At 44.9% G+C, this 20,020-nt stretch carries 20 protein-coding genes; all 20 read right to left on the bottom strand.

The genetic code is table 11. The features are described from left to right. Position 1: 1 nt before the first annotated feature. A complete protein-coding gene (locus tag ACFO0S_RS03520; RefSeq protein ID WP_378140233.1) occupies positions 2 to 658 on the bottom strand; it encodes a peptidoglycan DD-metalloendopeptidase family protein in 657 nt (218 codons plus the stop codon). Between the two features lie 56 nt (positions 659 to 714). Beyond that, a complete protein-coding gene (gene spoIID, locus ACFO0S_RS03515) occupies positions 715 to 1,605 on the bottom strand; it encodes a stage II sporulation protein D (protein WP_378140231.1) in 891 nt (296 codons plus the stop codon). Positions 1,606 to 1,677: 72 nt separating this feature from the next. After that, positions 1,678 to 2,973 (bottom strand): UDP-N-acetylglucosamine 1-carboxyvinyltransferase, encoded by a 1,296-nt coding sequence (murA, locus tag ACFO0S_RS03510; protein WP_378140229.1) that lies wholly within the window; start codon positions 2,971 to 2,973, stop codon positions 1,678 to 1,680. Positions 2,974 to 3,263: 290 nt separating this feature from the next. Then, positions 3,264 to 3,500 carry a DUF1146 family protein gene (locus ACFO0S_RS03505; RefSeq protein ID WP_378140227.1) on the bottom strand — a complete coding sequence of 79 codons (237 nt, stop codon included), beginning with the start codon at positions 3,498 to 3,500 and terminating at the stop codon, positions 3,264 to 3,266. A 932-nt stretch (positions 3,501 to 4,432) separates the two neighbouring features. Continuing rightward, positions 4,433 to 4,708, bottom strand: a complete 276-nt coding sequence (locus ACFO0S_RS03500; protein ID WP_378140225.1) for a hypothetical protein — start codon at positions 4,706 to 4,708, stop codon at positions 4,433 to 4,435. A 486-nt stretch (positions 4,709 to 5,194) separates the two neighbouring features. Beyond that, the gene (locus ACFO0S_RS03495) at positions 5,195 to 5,599 is read right to left on the bottom strand and encodes a F0F1 ATP synthase subunit epsilon (protein ID WP_378140223.1); all 405 of its coding nucleotides are present in this window, start codon (positions 5,597 to 5,599) and stop codon (positions 5,195 to 5,197) included. A gap of 24 nt (positions 5,600 to 5,623) precedes the next feature. Next, positions 5,624 to 7,039 carry a F0F1 ATP synthase subunit beta gene (gene atpD / locus ACFO0S_RS03490; protein ID WP_378140221.1) on the bottom strand — a complete coding sequence of 472 codons (1,416 nt, stop codon included), beginning with the start codon at positions 7,037 to 7,039 and terminating at the stop codon, positions 5,624 to 5,626. 22 nt (positions 7,040 to 7,061) lie between these two features. Further along, positions 7,062 to 7,919 (bottom strand): ATP synthase F1 subunit gamma, encoded by an 858-nt coding sequence (gene atpG / locus ACFO0S_RS03485; protein ID WP_378140219.1) that lies wholly within the window; start codon positions 7,917 to 7,919, stop codon positions 7,062 to 7,064. Positions 7,920 to 7,954: 35 nt separating this feature from the next. Beyond that, positions 7,955 to 9,463: a F0F1 ATP synthase subunit alpha gene (gene atpA, locus ACFO0S_RS03480; RefSeq protein ID WP_378140217.1), complete on the bottom strand. Its 1,509-nt coding sequence runs from the start codon at positions 9,461 to 9,463 to the stop codon at positions 7,955 to 7,957. A 28-nt stretch (positions 9,464 to 9,491) separates the two neighbouring features. Continuing rightward, positions 9,492 to 10,028: a F0F1 ATP synthase subunit delta gene (locus tag ACFO0S_RS03475; RefSeq protein ID WP_378140215.1), complete on the bottom strand. Its 537-nt coding sequence runs from the start codon at positions 10,026 to 10,028 to the stop codon at positions 9,492 to 9,494. After that, the gene (gene atpF, locus ACFO0S_RS03470) at positions 10,025 to 10,546 is read right to left on the bottom strand and encodes a F0F1 ATP synthase subunit B (protein WP_378140213.1); all 522 of its coding nucleotides are present in this window, start codon (positions 10,544 to 10,546) and stop codon (positions 10,025 to 10,027) included. The genes ACFO0S_RS03475 and atpF overlap by 4 nt, the downstream gene beginning before the upstream one ends. 134 nt (positions 10,547 to 10,680) lie before the next feature. After that, positions 10,681 to 10,905, bottom strand: a complete 225-nt coding sequence (atpE, locus tag ACFO0S_RS03465; RefSeq protein ID WP_204589783.1) for a F0F1 ATP synthase subunit C — start codon at positions 10,903 to 10,905, stop codon at positions 10,681 to 10,683. 62 nt (positions 10,906 to 10,967) lie between these two features. Continuing rightward, a complete protein-coding gene (gene atpB / locus ACFO0S_RS03460; RefSeq protein WP_378140210.1) occupies positions 10,968 to 11,678 on the bottom strand; it encodes a F0F1 ATP synthase subunit A in 711 nt (236 codons plus the stop codon). A 7-nt stretch (positions 11,679 to 11,685) separates the two neighbouring features. After that, positions 11,686 to 12,078 carry an ATP synthase subunit I gene (locus ACFO0S_RS03455; RefSeq protein ID WP_378140208.1) on the bottom strand — a complete coding sequence of 131 codons (393 nt, stop codon included), beginning with the start codon at positions 12,076 to 12,078 and terminating at the stop codon, positions 11,686 to 11,688. 672 nt (positions 12,079 to 12,750) lie between these two features. Further along, positions 12,751 to 13,860, bottom strand: a complete 1,110-nt coding sequence (gene wecB, locus ACFO0S_RS03450) for a non-hydrolyzing UDP-N-acetylglucosamine 2-epimerase (RefSeq protein ID WP_378140206.1) — start codon at positions 13,858 to 13,860, stop codon at positions 12,751 to 12,753. A 658-nt stretch (positions 13,861 to 14,518) separates the two neighbouring features. Further along, positions 14,519 to 15,148, bottom strand: a complete 630-nt coding sequence (upp, locus tag ACFO0S_RS03445) for a uracil phosphoribosyltransferase (RefSeq protein ID WP_378140204.1) — start codon at positions 15,146 to 15,148, stop codon at positions 14,519 to 14,521. 59 nt (positions 15,149 to 15,207) lie between these two features. Beyond that, positions 15,208 to 17,397 carry a bifunctional diguanylate cyclase/phosphodiesterase gene (locus ACFO0S_RS03440; protein WP_378140202.1) on the bottom strand — a complete coding sequence of 730 codons (2,190 nt, stop codon included), beginning with the start codon at positions 17,395 to 17,397 and terminating at the stop codon, positions 15,208 to 15,210. A gap of 110 nt (positions 17,398 to 17,507) precedes the next feature. Further along, on the bottom strand, positions 17,508 to 18,743 hold the full coding sequence (glyA, locus tag ACFO0S_RS03435) for a serine hydroxymethyltransferase (RefSeq protein ID WP_378140200.1): 1,236 nt from the start codon (positions 18,741 to 18,743) through the stop codon (positions 17,508 to 17,510). A 12-nt stretch (positions 18,744 to 18,755) separates the two neighbouring features. Beyond that, positions 18,756 to 19,304, bottom strand: a complete 549-nt coding sequence (locus tag ACFO0S_RS03430; protein ID WP_378140198.1) for a TIGR01440 family protein — start codon at positions 19,302 to 19,304, stop codon at positions 18,756 to 18,758. Positions 19,305 to 19,331: 27 nt separating this feature from the next. Continuing rightward, positions 19,332 to 19,775, bottom strand: coding sequence for a ribose 5-phosphate isomerase B (rpiB, locus tag ACFO0S_RS03425; RefSeq protein ID WP_378140196.1), 444 nt, complete (start codon positions 19,773 to 19,775; stop codon positions 19,332 to 19,334). Positions 19,776 to 20,020 lie beyond the last annotated feature (245 nt).

Genomic DNA, 20,020 nt, shown 5'->3' with positions numbered 1-20,020 from the left:
GTTAAAATGCGATGAACTTGGCAGGATTTACGGCTGTACCGTCTTGTTTCACTTCAAACTGCAAGTGGTTGCCTGCTGTCTTGTTCCAGTGGTTAGTGCTGGATGTGGCAATCGGGTCGCCTTGGCGGACCTCGTCTCCCACTTTCACCGTGATGTCGGTTACAGAACGATAGAATGTTTCAAAACCATTCTCGTGCGTGAGCACTACAGCGTCTCCCATAAATTCATCGGAAATGATGTTCGTTACTTTTCCGCTCAGAGCGGCACGTACTTCAAATGGTTCGTCACCTTGAGAAAGTGTAACGCCAGCCATTGTGGAATAGGTTTTGCCGAACACCATAATGGATTTCGAGCGCTCTTCTTCTGGCGCTTCGACTTCATAGAAAGGTTGGACGACAAAGATGTTGTCGAGTAATTGTTCATCGTATGGATACGTCATGACTTCTGCAGCTGGTGTCGGCTCGATCGTCACCGTTTCCCCTGCGTTTTCATTGATTTCGAGACTCGTTACTGGGAGCGCTGCGTCGTCTCCACTGACTGCTGTGTAGCCCCAAGCAAGTCCTGCAATGGCAAGGGCTGCACCGCCGTAGATGACCGGGTAGATCCATTTCTTTTTAGCTGCTTCAATGAATGGTGGTTTTTTCATTGACGAGTTCATGTTCATCACCTCGATTTCAGTGTGAACCTGTCCGTCTTGTTTTAAACGCGGGTGTTTTACTTTTTTTCACAGCCCTGAATGACACGAAATTCTGTCCCTGGATAATAGTGCGCGATAATGTCTTCAGCTGTTGCACCCTGCTCAGCCATTGCTTTGGCACCGTATTGACTCATGCCCACTCCGTGACCATAGCCTTTTGTTGATATATAAACAGACGTACCAATGAGTTGAATCGAAAAGTCTGTGGAAGGGAGTTCGAAAAGCGTCCGAAATTCACGTCCTGTAAGCGTGCGGTTGGGGAGCTTGACGAGTTGGACGCGATTCGTTTCATTACGGACCAAGGTGAGCTCTTTGATTTGTTCTGGCGTGGCACCGAGGAGTTGCGCGAATTCTTCCAGTGGGAGTGTCTTCGATTGCGGTTTTACATCCGGCTCCATACTCGCAACCGGAATAAGGTACGGATATTCATTGCCACCATAATTCACTGCGGACTCGGTCATCCCATTGCTGGTAGAGAAAAACATGGCCGTGATGGGCTCTTCCTGAAACGTAATGTAATGGTGCTCTGTGCTCTCAATCGCCGCATTCAGTTTTGTTTCGTAAAGGGCGGTGTCTTTACCCCATTTAGTCTGACGCTCAGAGGCGCTTAAATAAACTTGCGATCCAGTTGTCGTCCCTATTGGCTGCTTCCTCCCGAAATCTGTGGCGCGCAGGGCATATGTACGGGCGGCGTAGGCCTGGGCACGCAAGGCTTCCTCCGGGAAACTTGCTGGCATTTCACCGGCAAGAACGCCAAGGAGATAGGTATCGAGGGCGATGGGTTCAGGTTCTCCTTTCACGAGAATTGTAGGCGCGCAAGTTGCAGTAGGTGAAAGTTGAGTCATTGGAATGGTATAGATTGCCGCGAAAGTGGATAGGATGAGAAGTGGGTACACAAGTTTTTTCATGGTGCAGTATATGAAAAAAGCAGTTGCCCTATGCATCAGGACAACTGCTTTTGTATAAAGTATGAATGGGTATTAGACCAGTTGTGTTTCGCGTTCTGCGGATTCTGAGCCTACACGTTCAACATCTGCACCAAGTGCTGCTAATTTCTTGTCGAAATTCACGTACCCTCGATCTAAGTGTTTCAGTTCAGTCACACGAGTGATCCCATCTGCTACAAGTCCTGCAAGGATTAAAGCGGCGGCTGCGCGCAAGTCAGTTGCGGCAACTTCTGCACCTTGTAGGTCGGATGGGTTCTCCATGATGACGGAGCGACCTTCTATTTTTAAGTTTCCGTTCATGCGGCGGAATTCTTCGACGTGCATGAAACGGTTTTCGAATACAGTTTCTGTGATAATCCCAGTACCGTGTGCTGTCATCATGAGTGACATCATCTGTGACTGCATATCAGTTGGGAATCCTGGGTGAGGCATCGTTTTGATATCTACGGATTTTAATTCGCCTTCCGCTTTGACACGTAAGCCTTGTTCTGTTTCCGTGATTTTTACACCCATTTCCTGCATTTTTGAAATAAGGGCTGTCATATGTTCAGGCACTGCGTTTTCGATAATCACATCGCCACGCGTGATGGCAGCTGCCACCATGAATGTACCTGATTCGATACGGTCTGGAATAATGGTGTGCTCTGCACCAACCAGTTCCTTCACGCCTTCGATTTTGATGACGTCTGTACCGGCCCCTTTGACTTTACCCCCCATGTTGTTGATGAAGTTGGCAAGGTCAACAATTTCCGGTTCTTTTGCTGCGTTTTCGATGACAGTAGTTCCTTCTGCTAAAGCAGCGGCCGTCATGATGTTTTCAGTCGCACCAACACTTGGGAAGTCAAGGTAGATTTTTGCACCTTGTAAACGACCTTCCGTGCGTGCTTCCACAAATCCTTGGCCGAAAGAGATGGAGGCGCCCATCGCTTCAAAGCCTTTTAAATGCTGATCAATCGGACGAGAACCGATTGCACATCCACCCGGAAGGGCAACTCGTGCAAATCCGTTACGAGCTAAGATAGGACCCATGACTAGAATCGATGCGCGCATTTTTCGTACGTATTCGAATTGTGCTTCACTCTCTAGGGGAGCTGAAGAATCAATGATCACCTGTTTATTTTCAGGTTTGTAGTCTATTTTTGTATTGAGGCTGCGAAGAACCTCATTAATAGTTTTTACATCTGCTAGAGAAGGAACTTCATTGATGATGTTCTTTCCTTTCGATGCGAGTAATGCTGCTGCAAGCACAGGAAGTACTGCATTTTTAGCTCCCTCGACACGTACGTTTCCAGTTAATGCGCGCCCGCCTTTGACAATTATTTTATCCACTTTGCTTACCTCCGAAAATTGACATAACATGCTTTTATATAGGTTTCAGTTCGTTAATTGTTGAAATTAGGGTATTAAGACACAAGATACATCATACAATGAAAAAAGAGGTCTGACAAGTAACTTAATCCCCTATTATCACAACATTTTGTATTACTATAGTATGTGTTTATTTTTCTAATGTTCAGCTATTTTTTAGATACCCTACAAGGTTTGACTTAAACATCATTCGACGAAATATTTCCCGGGAAATATGATGAGATATTTTCTGTCGAACTTCCTTAGAATTATTAAAATAAAAATTGAAGCTGTGATGACCAGTTCATTAATTGTAGAAAGAAGTTTCCAGCAATTGTTCCAATGACAAGACTGAGCAGAATCATCATTATTTGCACCTGAAAGACGTGGCCTTTTTTAAAGACGACATCGAGCCGGACACTTTGTAGACCATAGAAGGCTACGGCGATAAAAAAAAGATGCACCGCTATGCCGATGGTTGCTTGTATTCCTAGATCTGTAAGTGTCATGGGTATGCTCTCCTCCTCACATACTTTCTATTATATCGGCTGAACATGAGAATTTGGTGAGAGCAATTGACCAACTTGTGAATTTTTTTCACAAGGACGAGTTCCATGAATTCATTCGGATTGGTTGAGAGATTTGTGGGGGTTTGGTGTGAAATTATTTGGTGGATGTCAGGTGCATAGAAACTTGTAGGGGAAATGTCGAAGAACCTGGGGATTGTTCTTCGCTTTTATTTATTTGGCAGGAAAGAAATAGGCGGCTGCTTTTGTATTGCCTATCCGTTTACATTGGAGTTGTTTCAGTGCGTAGTAGATCTTTTCTTTGGAATGGATAGTTAAGTGTGTTCTGCACTGATTCAGTTTAAGTGGATTTCCGAATATCTCAAAGAGTCCAATTATAGAACGCTTTACAGCATATTTTTCTGAGAGATTACAAAGGGTGCAAGTAAACATTTTCGAGTTTTCAAGAGCAATCATTGGTTCCTCACAGATTTTGCAAAATATACCTCTCCTTAAGCTACTTTCTTCAAGAGAATATCGTGCATTGAGAAGGACACTAGTAAAGTTTAAATGATGGGACTTGAGACGTTTTATCAAAGATTGGAATGCTTTGTGCTCGCACTTTTCCGGAAGTGAATTTAATTTTTCAATGAAGAAGTTTACTTGGTTTTTGTAAAGAATCTTAGTTTGTTCCGGATAACTCGACACTCTTACTTGAGCGTGTGAAAAGACAATGGCTGAATAGATTGGAATTGTTTGTATAGTAGGCTCTATAATGGATTTCAATGTTTGCAGATCTCGATGAAGTTGATGGACCAGACAATCCCTCTTTCTGTAACACCTTCGTAGGTCCGTAGAATATGTGCAGGATTTGTATGAAAATCAATTGTGCCACGAATATTTATGATTTCTAAAAGTAGAATATACCGATTCGTTCACACAAGCGTATCCATTTGATAGAACGATCCAAATTTCGATTGTGTTTGAAAGTCTGTAAAAATTGAATGTAGTTTTGGTAGCGGCACTCGTTCCAATATATGATCAATTTTCATCTCACCATTGTACCCTGCTTGAGCAGCTGCATGAAGTCGTGGAAAGTAGCTACGTTCCTTTTGATTCGTTACCGGTATTCGCATACTCAGTTCCTTTAGACCAATCAGATAGTGCGTTTTCTTACGTTCAATTTTCTTTGCATTTTGATGGTTTTCCATTTGATTCCCCCTTTGTCTCAGTGTAGATGATGGAGGATTTTTTAGATTGTCCCAAGTGAATATATATCATAATGAGTTTTGGCCGTTCCTATACGAATATTTAGGGGATTTTAGGAATGATGAATGATGTCAGATGGCTACTTAAGATATTCCTAGTAAGGGCTTTAGCCATTTAAGGTCTTTATTTGTGACAATGTTTACCGGGGGACGGGGATTGCGGGAATGATTCATTGAATTATAGGGAAAAATTCATTTATTAATGGATTGTATTTTTATTGAAGGGAAAACTGTGATGATTGCAGGATAAATCTTCTAGATTACAGTACAAACCGTTGTCATTGTCAACCTGTCCCGTCGTCCAACCTCACGATATGCAATGGGTGATTGCATACTACCTCAAGAGAAGTTGAATGAGTTGTTTTGATTACTGGCTAAAATACAAAAAACCCCGCCCACCGAAAAGGTGGACGAGGAAGTTTACGCAATTTACATATTACCCTCTTTAACGTTGATACGATTCATGGCACGCTGTAACGCAAGTTCCGCACGCTTGAAATCGACGTTATCTTGTTTAGACTGCAAGCGCTCTTCGGCACGACGAAGTGCTTCTTTCGCACGAGCAGCGTCAATAGATTCAGCAAGCTCTGCAGAAGGTGTCAAAATCGATACCTGCTGAGGGCGAACTTCAACGAAGCCGCCAGTGATCGCAACGTACTCGACCTTGCCATCACGCTTTAGCTTCACTGCACCAATTTCAAGAGGTGCGACCATTGGAATATGCCCTGGCAAAATCCCAACTTCACCTGTGATCGTTTTCGCGATCACCATATCTACTTGACCATCGTATACTGGGCCGTCTGGAGTGACAATATTGACTGTTAATGTCGGCATTTGCTTTCCTCCTGGTCCCTCGTATTAGGCTTCTACACCCATAGCTTTTGCTTTTTCGATTACTTCTTCGATGCGTCCAACTAGACGGAAAGCATCTTCAGGAAGGTGGTCGTATTTGCCTTCAAGGATTTGTTTGAACCCTTGAACTGTTTCTTTAACCGGTACGTACGAACCTTGTTGACCTGTGAACTGCTCCGCTACGTGGAAGTTCTGAGACAGGTAGAACTGGATACGACGAGCACGGTTAACTGTTTGCTTATCATCATCAGATAATTCATCCATACCTAAGATAGCGATGATATCTTGAAGTTCGCGGTAGCGCTGTAATGTTACCTGAACTTGACGAGCTACTGTGTAATGCTCTTCGCCTACGATTTCAGGAGAAAGTGCACGTGAAGTAGAAGCAAGTGGATCTACTGCAGGGTAAATACCCATTTCAGAAAGTTTACGCTCTAAGTTAGTTGTTGCATCTAAGTGAGCGAAAGTTGTTGCAGGAGCTGGATCCGTGTAGTCATCGGCTGGTACATAGATCGCTTGGATCGATGTTACAGAACCTGTTGACGTCGACGTGATTCGCTCTTGCAATTGACCCATTTCCGTTGCAAGTGTTGGCTGGTAACCAACGGCAGATGGCATACGACCTAATAGTGCCGATACCTCTGAACCTGCTTGCGTGAAGCGGAAGATGTTGTCGATGAAAAGAAGTACGTCTGCACCCTGCTCATCACGGAAATACTCAGCCATTGTCAAACCAGACAAAGCAACACGCATACGTGCGCCTGGTGGCTCGTTCATTTGACCAAATACCATTGCTGTTTGCTTGATTACGCCTGAATCGCTCATCTCGTGGAATAAGTCATTTCCTTCACGCGTACGCTCACCAACTCCAGCAAATACAGAGATACCTGCGTGCTCTTGAGCAATGTTGTTGATCAGTTCTTGGATAAGAACCGTTTTCCCTACTCCGGCACCACCGAAGAGACCGATTTTACCACCTTTGATGTATGGTGCTAGAAGGTCAACTACTTTGATACCTGTTTCAAGAATTTCAACTTCTGTTGAAAGGTTTTCGAACGTTGGTGCAAGACGGTGAATTGGATCACGACGTTCTGAAGACGGGATCTCTTCTCCTAAGTCAATAACTTCTCCTAATACGTTGAATACGCGACCTAAAGTAGCGTTTCCAACTGGAACAGAGATAGCTGCACCCAAGTCTGTTACTTCCTCGCCACGCTTCAAACCATCCGTTGAAGACATTGCGATTGTGCGAACTGAATCATCACCTAAGTGTAACGCTACTTCAAGTGTTAAAGTAGAAGGCGCTTCATTTGGACGTTCGATCGCTACAGTTAATGCATTGTAGATTTCTGGTAGCTGGCCGTTGCTGAATTTCACGTCAACAACCGGTCCCATTACCTGTAGAACATATCCTTTGTTCACTACTGTTCCCTCCTGTCTTACTTTATTCTAATGCTGACGCTCCGCCAACGATCTCGGTAATTTCTTGAGTGATCGCCGCTTGACGTGCACGGTTATATACTAATGTCAAACTGTTGATTAAATCGGATGCATTGTCTGTTGCACTCTTCATTGCTGTCATACGTGCAGCATGTTCACTTGCTTTTCCGTCGAGTAGCGCACCGAAGATTAAGCTCTCAGCGTACTGCGGAAGCAATACTTCTAAGATGGCTTCAGGAGACGGCTCGAATTCATACGATGCTGTTCCTGCTTCAGGTGCGATATCCGTTAATGGCAGTACCTTTTTCTCTGTAACTTCTTGAGAAATGGCACTGACAAAGTGGTTGTAGTACATATACAATTCGTCATACGTACCTTCTGTGAACATACCAACAGCTTTGCGTGCAATCTCTTTAATGTCTGCAAAAGAAGGTTGGTCAGGAAGTCCAACTTCCGACTCAATCACGTTCGCGCCTCGCTTCAAGAAGAAGTCGCGACCCATGCGCCCGATTGCAAAGATGACATAATCATCTGCAGATGCATGACGCGTGTTGATTGCAGTTGTTACCGCACGTAAAACGTTTGCATTGTAAGCTCCTGCAAGACCACGATCAGACGTGATCACAAGGTATGCAGTTTTTTGGACAGGACGAGAAGTCAACATTGGATGACTTGCGTCAGCTGAACCGGATGCGATGGCTGCTACGACCTCTTGAATTTTCCCCATATACGGAACGTATGCTTTCGCATTCGATTCAGCACGGTTCAATTTCGAAGCCGAAACCATTTGCATGGCTCTTGTGATCTGACTAGTTTTCTTTGTAGACGTAATTCGATTTTTTACATCGCGTAATGATGCCACTGGTATTTCACCACCTTATCGTTTTTTATTCGAACTTATTCACTTGCTGCAAATGTCTTTTTGAACTCGTTGATTGCGTTCACTACATCTTCGTCTGCAGGAAGATCTTTAGTAGTACGAATGTGATCTAAAACGTTTGTGTGGTTTGAATCTAACCAGCTAAGAAGTTCGCTTTCGAAACGACGAACATCCGTTAAGGCAACATCGTCAAGAAGGCCACGTGTTAGAGCGTAAAGAATGACAACTTGCTTCTCCACTTTGATAGGAGAGTTCAAGTCTTGCTTCAATACTTCAACAGTACGTTGACCACGGTTTAGTTTTGCTTGAGTAGATGCATCTAAGTCTGAACCGAACTGAGCGAATGCTTCAAGTTCACGGAAAGCCGCTAAGTCAAGACGAAGTGTACCTGCAACTTTTTTCATTGCTTTGATCTGGGCAGAACCACCTACACGTGATACAGAAAGACCCGCGTTGATTGCTGGACGTACACCAGAGAAGAATAAATCAGACTGTAAGAAGATCTGACCATCTGTGATCGAGATTACGTTTGTTGGAATGTAAGCTGAGATATCCCCTGCTTGTGTTTCAACGAACGGTAATGCAGTGATCGAACCTGCACCAAGTGTTTCATTCAACTTTGCAGCACGCTCAAGTAAACGGCTGTGCAAGTAGAATACATCCCCTGGATACGCTTCACGACCTGGAGGACGTTTTAATAGAAGTGAAAGCTCACGGTAAGCCGCAGCTTGTTTAGAAAGATCATCGTACACGACAAGAACGTGCTTGCCTTGGAACATGAATTCTTCTGCCATTGTTACACCAGCATAAGGAGCTAGGTATAGTAATGGAGATGGTTGAGAAGCCGAAGCTGTTACAACGATTGTGTAATCTAGTGCGCCTTTTTTACGTAAAGTTTCTACTACGTTACGTACAGTAGATTCTTTTTGTCCAATAGCAACATAGATACAGATCATGTTTTGGTCAGCTTGGTTAAGAATTGTATCGATAGCTACAGATGTTTTACCAGTCTGACGGTCACCGATGATTAACTCACGTTGTCCACGACCGATTGGCACTAGTGCATCGATTGCTTTGATACCTGTTTGAAGTGGCTCGTGAACCGATTTACGTGCCATAACACCTTGTGCTGGGCTTTCGATCGGACGAGATTTTGTTGTTGCGATAGGACCTTGCCCATCTAGTGGCATACCAAGTGGGTTAACAACACGCCCGATAAGCGCTTCTCCTACTGGTACTTCCATAATACGGCCTGTACGACGTACTTCATCGCCTTCTTTGATGTCTGTGTATGGTCCAAGGATAACGATACCTACGTTGTTTTCCTCAAGGTTTTGCGCCATACCAAGTACACCTGTTGAGAACTCAAGAAGCTCTCCAGCCATGACGTTGTCGAGACCATGAGCACGAGCGATACCGTCACCGACTTGGATAACTGTACCCACATCGCTTACTTTCATTTCAGATTCGTAGTTTTGAATCTGCTGCTTAATCAAGACACTGATTTCTTCAGCTTTGATGCTCATGTATGTCACCTCTCATATTTCTATAGTATTAACCGATCAAATTACGCTTTAAGCGAGTAAGTTTAGAACTCAATGTGTTGTCGTAAATGCGGTTTCCGATTTGAATGCGTAGTCCGCCGATAAGAGACGGATCCACTACGTTTTGGATGTTGAGGGAGCCTTTGCCCACTTCTTGTGCAAATGCAGCAGAAATGTGTGCTCGCTCTTCATCTGTTAACGCACGTGTTGAGTAAACAGTTGCTTCTGCAATTCCTTGTGCATTGTTTGATAATGCACTGAATTCATCCACAATGGCAGGTAATTCGTGAAGACGTTTCTTTTCAACAAGTAATTGAAGTGTATTCACAACAGCTGGGCTTGCTGAACCGAAAACGGTACGAATCATTTCTTTCTTCTTAGCTAAAGAAAGTTTAGGAGAAGCGAACAACGCTTGTACATCTGCATCTTGTTTCCAAGCTGCTTTGATTTCCGTTAGGTCATCACGTGTTGCAACAAGTGTGTCGTTTTCTCGTGCCAGTTCGAATAAAGCGATGGCGTAACGCTTTGCTACTGCAGATTTGCTCACTTCGCTTCGCCTGCCTTCGCAATCGTAGCCTCGATCAATGCACGATTATCTTCTTCCGTAACTTCTTTCTCAAGCACTTTAGACGCAGCAAGTACTGACAAGGAAACAACTTCCTCACGTACCGCAGCAATCGCGCGTGCTTTTTCTGTTTCGATTTCACGGACAGCAGACTCTTTCAAACGAGCTGCTTCTTCACGTGCAGTCGTCATGATCTCGTCACGAGAAACGTCGCCTTGTTTCTTCGCGTTTTCAACGATTGCCAATGCTTCCGTGCGTGCTTGTTTTAATAATTCGCGCTGCTCGTCAAGTAGCTTTTGTGATTCGATGCGGCTGTTTTCAGCTGCTTCGATTTCGCTTGCTACCAACTGCTCACGCTCGTTCATGATTCCCATTAATGGACCCCATGCGAATTTCTTCAATAACACCATAAGCAGTGTAAAGAAGAATAACGTCGCTAAGATATCCCATGTATTTAACCCCGTGGCGCCAGCCCCGAGTGCAAGGTAATCAAAAGACACGATTGTTTCACTCCTTTCAAACGCTATTCCGTCGTTTCTTGCTTCTATTGAGTAAACAAAAACTTTGTTATTTTCTGTGGTTGTGTTTCTTAAAGGAAATGGCGGATACTCTCCGCCACTTGAGTTTTAATCAATTATTGGTTCAATGCGATGAACGCGATAACTGCTGCGATGATTGGAAGGGCCTCAACTAATGCAACCCCGATGAACATAACTGTTTGAAGTGCGCCACGTGCTTCTGGTTGACGAGCGATTCCTTCAACTGTTTTTGAAACGATAAGACCGTTACCGATACCTGCACCAAGTGCTCCTAATCCGATTGCGATAGCTGCTGCTAATAAACCTACTGAACCTGTCATTGTGTATTTTCCTCCTAATGTGTTGGTTTGATTTTTTATACTGAAGTCCCCTTCAGTTTATATTAATGGTCGTCTGCCACTTTGTGTGCCATATACACCATCGTTAACATAACAAAGATAAACGATTGGATACCCCCGATAAAGATCGAGAATCCAATCCAGGCCATACCTGGAATGATGGCTCCAATGAAGCCAAATGCACTTGCTGTGGCAAGACCGGCAATTAAACCTAGTAATACCTCACCTGCGTAGATGTTTCCGTAAAGACGTAGACCAAGTGTCAACGTGTTGGCGAATTCCTCAATGACTTTAAGTGGTGCCATGAATGGCAGCGGCTTTGCAAAGTCACTGATGTACCCTTTGAACCCTTTGGCTTTCACACCGTAATAGTTTGTCATTGCGATAATCATTACCGCGAGTGTCATCGTTACGACTGGGTCAGCTGTTGGTGATTTCCACCACAAGTATCCGTCATAAACAATGGCAAATGGGAGTCCAAGGATATTCGAAACAAAGATAAACATTAGAAGCGTAATTCCAAGAATGTGGAAGCTTCCGCCTGTTTTCCAGTCCATGTTGCTTTTAATGATGCCTTTTACGAAGTCCATAATCCACTCCATAAAGTTTTGCATCCCTGTTGGTTTGAGTTTCAAGTTACGTGTCGAAATGACGGCAATCAAGAAGACGATAAGCGTCGTGATGGCAAGCATCATCAGCGTCGACCAGTTCCCTGTCATACCGAGAAACTCATATTCTGGAGCTAAATGATCCACTAGTAGTTCACCTCTCTTTCGCATCTTCATTTTGTTTGCGTATCGCAAATACTAGCTGTTCTATGACCAGTAGAACATACGGTATCATTAGACCAATTACCGTACTGATCAAGTGGAAATATTCAGGTAGCGATAGGGCGATGGCCACTGCCGCAATTCCTGAAGCAAAGCGTAATCCAGTACCGAGACTGACGCGCTTTTTTCCTTGATCAAAAGCACGGTCAAACTTCAGCATTCGACGCTGTAAGATCCAGAAGTTGTAAAGTCCAAAGACTGCTCCAAGACCGATGCCCGCAAAAATAGTCAAAAACGGCGTAAACGCTGCACCGAGGACACAGGCTGCGAGCAAAAAGAGTATGTACTTTTTCTGCCGCTGGTAAATATGTAACAAATTGAGCATTGGAATTCTCCTGAATTTAGATTCGAATGGAAGCGAGATTTTTCGCTGGTTCTGGGGTGCTTCTCAAATGAAGACGCTAGCTTGCAGAAAGTGGAATAGACAGTCGGATTTCAGTATGAAACCCCTATCATGATTATCCTTTGTAAGCATACAATAGCGCCTATTTCATGTCAATTGCCTCCTGTGAAAAACATCACATAGTACCAGGTACCGACAAATTCCGGACATAATTCATAAGTTATGTTTTATGAGGCCTAAAAAAGATGTGATTCTGAGTTTTCAAGTCGCCTCCTAGAGGATTTATTCCAACGAGACAAACCCCTTGTAGGTGGAATCACTTTCTAGAAAGCCCTTCCCCACTTCAACGTATTTCTTTACGAGGGGCAGTTTCTTCGCGGAGTGCGTAATTTGGTATGGATAGGCGGCTGTTTTGGTATCAATGAAAAGGCAGTTTGGTACGGATCAGCCCCTGTATTGGTATGAATCCTTCCAGAAAGTACTCCCTTCACGTCATTTGGTATGAATGAACAGACCGTTTGGTATCAATGAAGAGGCCCTTTGGTACGGATGCCTATGTTCACGAACTTTCCTTCTTTAAAAGTAGAGAATGTTCATGACGATACATAATAAAATTCCGGCATGAACCAAATTCAGCCGGAATGGAGTTTCTTCTTATTTACTTAGGAATTTACGGAGCGCTTCAACGATTTGGCTTGATGCGGTTCCGTCACCATATGGATTGGATGCTTTCGACATCGCTTCGTATGCTTCCGGACTAGAAAGCAGTTCATTCGTAAGGTCGAAGATGCGGTCTTCGTCGAGACCGGCCAGCTTCAGTGTACCTGCTTCAATCCCCTCCGGACGCTCCGTTGTGTCACGTAACACAATCACTGGCTTCCCTAGTGATGGTGCTTCTTCTTGTACACCACCGGAATCCGTTAAGATGATGTGCGAACGTGCAGCGATGTTGTGGAAGTCAATAACTTCAAGCGGTTCGATCAAGTGAACACGCTTGTTGTTGCCAAGTACTTCGTTCGCAATCTCGCGCACGACTGGATTCATGTGAACCGGATAAACGACTTGAACATCCTCATGCGCTTCCAGCAAACGATTGATGGCGCGGAAGAAGTTGCGCATCGGCTCGCCTAGGTTCTCACGACGATGTGCTGTGAGTAAGATCATGCGGTCGTTGCCCACTGTGTCGAGGATCGGATGCGTGTACTCGTCACGAACTGTTGTGTTTAGTGCATCGATCGCCGTGTTCCCAGTTACTACGATCCACTCTTCCGGTTTGTTTTCCGCACGAAGGTTGTCAGCTGACTTTTCTGTTGGTGCGAAATGGATGTCCGCAAGAACACCTGTCAGTTGACGGTTCATCTCTTCCGGGTACGGCGAGTATTTGTTGCCTGTACGAAGACCAGCTTCCACGTGACCGATAGCGATCTGGTTGTAGAAAGCGGCTAAGCTTCCGACAAATGTTGTAGATGTGTCACCATGGACTAGCACGATGTCCGGTTTCGCTTCTTGCATCACATCGTTCAGCCCGTGGAGGACATTCGTTGTGATATCAAATAATGTCTGACGGTCTTTCATGACGTTCAGGTCATAATCGGGTGTGATGTTGAAAGTCGTCAATACTTGATCAAGCATTTGACGGTGCTGTGCAGTGACAGCCACGATGGATTCCATGTCGTCTTGCTTTTGTAGTTCGAGCACAAGCGGTGCCATTTTGATGGCTTCCGGGCGTGTGCCAAAGATGGTCATTACTTTCCACTTTTTCATGAGGTTCTCCTTTTATGAAACAAGACCTGTTTCTGGACAGGTCTCTTTGTTGTTGATGATGAAATGGTTTCCGTCATTCGGTCTGTGGCTAATGGATTGTTGAACTTGGTTAATGACTCTGGATTCATGGCTAATAACTTTACGGTCATGGCAAATAAATTAAGAATCATGGCTAATGAACGGTTGCTTGCAGGAGAGCGGGTGGCTCCACATCTAGAGAATGAATTCGAGTGAAAATTCCGAGACTCCGGGAGCATCAGAGGATTCACGAGACCCCACAGTGGGGAGCAAAGCGCAAGCTTTGGGTAACCACGAGGAGGCTCGGGGATTCTCGCTCCGGAAAGGGAGGGATTTTCACGAGGATTCATGATATCGAATTTCAGAGCGAGCCTGCTCCACATCTAGATAGTATCGAGTTGCGCCACCTAGAAACACACTCCAAAATCATTCGCATCCATTGAGGCATAGAGCGCCTCATTGGCTCCGCCTGATTTTCTCGGCGTTTCTGGAGCAGGTGGCTCCACATCTAGATAGTATCGAGTTACGAACGCTAGAAACCCCTTCACTAAGCCGTGACCTCCAGAAATGCAAAGGGCGCATTTTTGGAGCCCCCGTCTTAGCTCACGGTTTCTGAACGAGCGTTCTCCACATCTAGATTTTACTTCGTTCCAAACAAACGATCCCCTGCATCGCCTAGACCTGGCACGATGTAACCGTGGTCGTTAAGTTTCTCATCAAGCGCTGCAATGTAGACATCTACGTCCGGGTGCGCTTTTTGAAGAAGCTCGACGCCTTCAGGAGCCGCGATGAGGCACATGAATTTAATGCTGGTTGCGCCACGTTTTTTTAGAGAGTTGATGGCTTCGATAGCGGAACCACCTGTTGCAAGCATTGGATCGACAACGATGAAGTCGCGCTCTTCGACGTCTGCTGGCAATTTTACATAATATTCAACAGGCTGGAGTGTCTGTGGGTCTCGGTAAAGACCGATGTGTCCTACTTTGGCAGCTGGAATCAACTTCAAGATGCCATCTACCATCCCGATACCGGCACGCAGGATTGGCACGATGCCCATTTTCTTCCCTGCAAGAACCATCGATTTTGTTTTTGTCACAGGCGTTTCGACTTCCGTTTCGACGAGCGGCATATCACGTGTGATTTCAAACGCCATCAGTGTAGCGACTTCATCCACCAGCTCGCGGAATTCTTTCGTTCCCGTCTCGATGCTGCGAATATACGTTAATTTATGCTGAATCAGCGGGTGATCAAAAACAAATACTTTTGACATCCTCTTCACTCCTCTTGGTTTCATTCTGACCTATTATAGCAAATAAAAGAGGAGACTTTCTAGGTCTCCTCGGTTTTGATTATTTCGTCTATTTGTTCTAGAGACATCGGCTTATGAAAATAGTAGCCCTGACCTATCGAACAACTCATGCCGCGAAGCAAGATCATCTGCTCATAAGTCTCAATACCTTCCGCAACGGCCCGGATGTCAAGCTTGTCCGCGATGTCGATGATGGCTTGTAAGATGACCCGTGTGCCACTTTGCTGAATTTGATTAATAAAGCTGCGGTCAATCTTGATTTCCGAAATCGGAAGTTCCTGCAGATAACTTAAGGACGAGTAGCCAATTCCAAAGTCATCGATGGAACACTCGATACCAGCTTTCTTCAGTTCCCGAATAATCGTCTTTGCTTTGTCAAGGTCCCCTAGACCAATACTCTCCGTCAGTTCAATCACAATAGAGGATGGTGAAACTCCGTATTCTTCTATTAAACCTAGCAATCCCTTCACAAAATACGCGGAATAAAAGTGGTTCGGTGAAATGTTAATGGCAACTTGATACACGCGCTGATTCATATGAATTCGTTTTGAAATCCATGCGAGCACTTGACGAATAATCAGGTGTTCGAGCTGCTCAATCTTTCCAGCCTTTTCCGTCGCATCAATAAAATCAATCGGAGATACCCAGCCAAGTTTGCTCGAATTCAAGCGGGCAAGGGCTTCGAAACTGATAATTCGCCCACTCTCCATATCTACTTTTGGCTGAAGATGGACTGTGAACTCCTGGTTCCGGAGGCCGGTCTCAATCGCACTTTGCAGCTCCATATTGTGCTTGATGGACTCCTCCATCTCTGGTGCATAGTAATACACCTGCTCGCCGTTTCGCTTCCGCGCTTCGGATAACGCAAGGTCCGCCTGGCGAATCAGCTGATGGACGTCTGCCCCTTTTATGTATGGAATGACTCCCATTTGTATCGGCAAATAGATTTCCATCCGGTCGATCCTGATTGGAAAATGTCCAACACGTAAGAGGAGTTTCACTATTTCACGGTAGTCGTCACGCTTCGTGTTTCCGGCAATGATTAAGGCGCTACTTGTGAAGCGACTTAACACGTAGTCGTAATCCACGAGAATATCGTTTAATCGATTCCCGATTTCCCGTAACACAAGCGAAGCGATTTCCCGCCCAAACATATCGACAATTTCAGGATAATTGAACGACGAGATGACGGCTATGAATCTGTTCTCTCCATTTTCATCAAGTTCTTTTACATCATTATAAAAGTAGTTCATGTTCGGCAGTTCGGTCTCTTGATCACGGTAAGCAAGGTGCAGTATCTTTTTCTGATCTTCCGCGTTCCGCAGAGCAAGTAAAACAAGCGGCACAATCTTCTGGATAAAGGTTAAATCGTTTTGGGCAGGTTGATTGACTTGTGTAAAATAAATGCCGAACGTAGCAATCGTTTCTTTCGCATGATTGATGATTGGGAAGCTCCAACATGATTTAAGTCCAAACTCGTTCGGCCCTTCGCCAAGGTAAGGAAGCCAATTTGGGGACGTTTCTAGATTTTCTGTGATCACAATTTGCTGGAGATATGCGGCAGCTCCGCACGATCCAACGAAGGGACCGATATCGAGTCCTTCAATTGATTCGCGATACGCAAAAGGAAGCGACTTTCCTGCCATATTATGGAGTTTATTATCACGAACGGCCATAATAGTGCACATCGTTCCTTCGATAAAAAACTGTTCCACTTTATTACAAATCTCTTGGAGGAGAACGCTAATATCATAGCCATTTTCAATGCCCTCATAAATCACTGCTTGCATCTCAATAATAGCTTCTTGTTGTTTTTGAACGGTAATGTCGGTCTGGAAAGCGACTTCATATATTGGATCCCCTTGTGGATTTCGGAATGTTTGCGCTATGACATTAAACCAGATCGGTGTTCCGTCTTTATGAAAGTTCAAGACTTCCAGTCTCGTGGAACCAGCCATCTCCAAATCTTCATCAATCCGTTTTTCCATGCTATCGAAACGGCGTTCACCATGCAAAATCGTGATGGACTCGCCAATGACTTCATTCGCTGCAAAGCCTGTTATTTTTGTAAATGCTTCGTTGACATAAACAATCGGTTTTTCAGGAATCGACGGATCACGGACAATATAACTCGTGTCGAACTGACTTCCGATCTTCTTGATCCAGTGCAATAATTCTGTACGAATCTTGTAATCTACTTGCTGCCCCATGTCGTCTTTCCTCCTTATTTAGCGAACTTCCGATGTAACACTTAGTTTACGGAAAACTCCCAAAAAAAGCCACATCTATTTAGGCAATAGAATGTGACTCTTTGTATGGATTATGCGTATAGCGGATACTTGTCTGTTAAAGCTTTCACGCGCTCTGCGGCATTTTTACGCGTTGCTTCATCTTCATGGTTCTTCAAAAGATCCGCAATGATTGAAGCGATTTCTCGCATCTCTTCTTCTTTAAAGCCACGAGATGTGACAGCAGGAGTTCCGATGCGAATTCCAGACGTGACGAACGGGCTTTCTTGATCGAACGGAATCGTGTTTTTATTGACAGTGATGCCGACTTCATCCAGCACGTGTTCTGCCACTTTTCCGGTTAGACCGATGCCCTTCACGTCAATCAAGAAGACGTGATTGTCAGTTCCACCTGAAACGATACGGATGCCTTCAGATGACAAGGCATCAGCTAAAGCTTTGGCGTTGTTGATAACTTGTTGCTGATACACTTTGAAGTCTTCTTGAAGTGCTTCTCCAAATGCGACAGCTTTCGCAGCGATGACGTGCATTAGCGGGCCACCTTGGATTCCAGGGAAGATTGTCTTATCGATTTTCTTTGCCCACTCTTCTGTCGTTAAAATCAATCCACCACGTGGACCGCGAAGCGTTTTGTGCGTTGTCGATGTGACGAATTGCGCATGCGGAACTGGATTCGGATGAAGGCCTGCAGCGACAAGTCCTGCGATGTGAGCCATATCAACCATCAAGTACGCACCAACCTCGTCCGCGATTTCACGGAATTTTGCGAAGTCGATTGTACGTGAGTAAGCACTTGCCCCTGCAACGATCATTTTCGGTTTGTGCGCCAGTGCTTTTTGACGAACATCTTCATAATCGATCAATTCGTTCCCATTGCTTACGCCGTACTCTACGAAATTGTACTGAATACCACTGAAGTTAACAGGTGATCCGTGTGTCAAATGGCCACCGTGAGATAAGTTCATCCCAAGAATCGTGTCGCCTTGTTGCAAGGCCGTCATGTAAACCGCCATGTTTGCTTGAGAGCCCGAGTGTGGCTGAACGTTCGCATGTTCTGCACCGAACAGTTCTTTTAAGCGATCACGCGCAATATTTTCCACAATGTCGACATGTTCACAGCCGCCGTAGTACCGTTTCGCTGGATACCCTTCGGCATATTTATTAGTCAGGACAGAGCCTTGTGCTTCCATTACTGCTTCCGATACAAAGTTTTCAGAGGCAATCAATTCGATGTTTGCCTGTTGACGCTTTTTCTCGTTTTCCATTGCTTCAAATACTGCTGAATCTTGGGCTTGAATGTTCTTCACGTGTTGTTCCTCCTAATTTCCGTAAAATGCACGCCGGCCACCAATGAGCTTAGGTCGTGTTGTTGCTGTTGTGACGATGGCGTCACCAATGAATTTGATTGACGTTCGAACCGGGACGGCCACTTCTTTTAGGTGCATCCCGATAAGTGTCTGTCCAATATCAATACCTGCATGCGCGCGAACGTGTTCCACTACCACAGGGTCATGGAATTGTTCATACGCGTAGGCAGACATCGATCCTCCCGCAGAAGCGACAGGTATCACGGCGACCTCTTCCAGTTGAAATTTTTCAGCTGTCTCACGCCCCATCGTCAATGCACGATTAATATGTTCACAGCCCTGGAATGCGAGGTAGACGCTCTTTCTTCGAGCGAATTCTTCGAGTGGCCCGAATAGTGCTTCTGCAACTTCTCGCGCCCCGGCTGTTCCTATTTTTTTGCCAATCACTTCGGAGGTGGAGCAACCGACCACAAAGAGTGTGCACGGTTTGATTTCGATGAGTTCTTCCAGTTCTGCGAGTAGCTGTTCGAGCTGAGCTTGCCATTCCTTCGTTACGGTCATTCGAATTCCTCCTCTGAAAGAAGTGGTTTACCTAGATGATTCAATGGCTGCAACTTTATTGACGCGTGTCTCGTGACGGCCGCCTTCGAATTCGTTCGTCAACCATGTTGCGACGATTTCTCGTGCGAGACCAGGTCCGATAACGCGCTCACCCATTGCGAGTACGTTTGAGTTATTGTGACATTTCGTCATTTTGGCAGAGAAGACGTCATGCACAAGCGCACAGCGAATCCCTTTATATTTGTTTGCTGCAATGGACATACCAATACCTGTTCCACAAATCAGAATGCCGGCTTCAAAGTCGCCACCTGCGACGCCTTCACATACTGGCTTTGCATAGTCTGGGTAATCGACAGAGTCAAGGGTTTGTGGACCAAAGTCAGTCACTTGATGCCCCATTTCTGTGAGCAGCCCCATGATTTCTTTGCGCAAGTTATTGCCGCCGTGATCCGATGATATCGCAATGTTCACGTTGTTTCCCTCATTTCTATTCGTGTGTTCTTATTTATCATATCATTATTTCGGAGTTCTTAAAATATATTGGATAAAGGTCGGACGTTTGGGGGTGGGGAAGAAGCTGTTTAATTTGCCCGCAACTCGAGTTGTGGGTTTTGCTAAATAGGGGTTGAAACATTAGGGGTTAAATTTTTGTTTATTATTATTCAATGGACCGGGTAGTGTTCTGGAATGGACCGGGTAACAAGCCTGATTAGACC

Source organism: Chryseomicrobium palamuruense, from assembly GCF_042649045.1.
Taxonomy (GTDB): Bacteria; Bacillota; Bacilli; order Bacillales_A; family Planococcaceae; genus Chryseomicrobium; species Chryseomicrobium palamuruense.
Note: the sequence above shows the minus strand (reverse complement) of the source record. Positions and strands in the feature narration are given on the sequence as shown.

Excerpts from the sequence above, each read along its gene's own strand:
- ACFO0S_RS03520 (WP_378140233.1), bottom strand. The coding sequence starts at position 658 with ATGAACTCGTCAATGAAAAAACCACCATTCATTGAAGCAGCTAAAAAG.
- spoIID (WP_378140231.1), bottom strand. The coding sequence starts at position 1,605 with ATGAAAAAACTTGTGTACCCACTTCTCATCCTATCCACTTTCGCGGCA.
- ACFO0S_RS03505 (WP_378140227.1), bottom strand. The coding sequence starts at position 3,500 with ATGACACTTACAGATCTAGGAATACAAGCAACCATCGGCATAGCGGTG.
- ACFO0S_RS03500 (WP_378140225.1), bottom strand. The coding sequence starts at position 4,708 with ATGGAAAACCATCAAAATGCAAAGAAAATTGAACGTAAGAAAACGCAC.
- ACFO0S_RS03495 (WP_378140223.1), bottom strand. The coding sequence starts at position 5,599 with ATGCCGACATTAACAGTCAATATTGTCACTCCAGACGGCCCAGTATAC.
- atpA (WP_378140217.1), bottom strand. The coding sequence starts at position 9,463 with ATGAGCATCAAAGCTGAAGAAATCAGTGTCTTGATTAAGCAGCAGATT.
- atpE (WP_204589783.1), bottom strand. The coding sequence starts at position 10,905 with ATGACAGGTTCAGTAGGTTTATTAGCAGCAGCTATCGCAATCGGATTA.
- ACFO0S_RS03455 (WP_378140208.1), bottom strand. The coding sequence starts at position 12,078 with ATGCTCAATTTGTTACATATTTACCAGCGGCAGAAAAAGTACATACTC.
- wecB (WP_378140206.1), bottom strand. The coding sequence starts at position 13,860 with ATGAAAAAGTGGAAAGTAATGACCATCTTTGGCACACGCCCGGAAGCC.
- upp (WP_378140204.1), bottom strand. The coding sequence starts at position 15,148 with ATGTCAAAAGTATTTGTTTTTGATCACCCGCTGATTCAGCATAAATTA.
- ACFO0S_RS03440 (WP_378140202.1), bottom strand. The coding sequence starts at position 17,397 with ATGGGGCAGCAAGTAGATTACAAGATTCGTACAGAATTATTGCACTGG.
- ACFO0S_RS03430 (WP_378140198.1), bottom strand. The coding sequence starts at position 19,304 with ATGACCGTAACGAAGGAATGGCAAGCTCAGCTCGAACAGCTACTCGCA.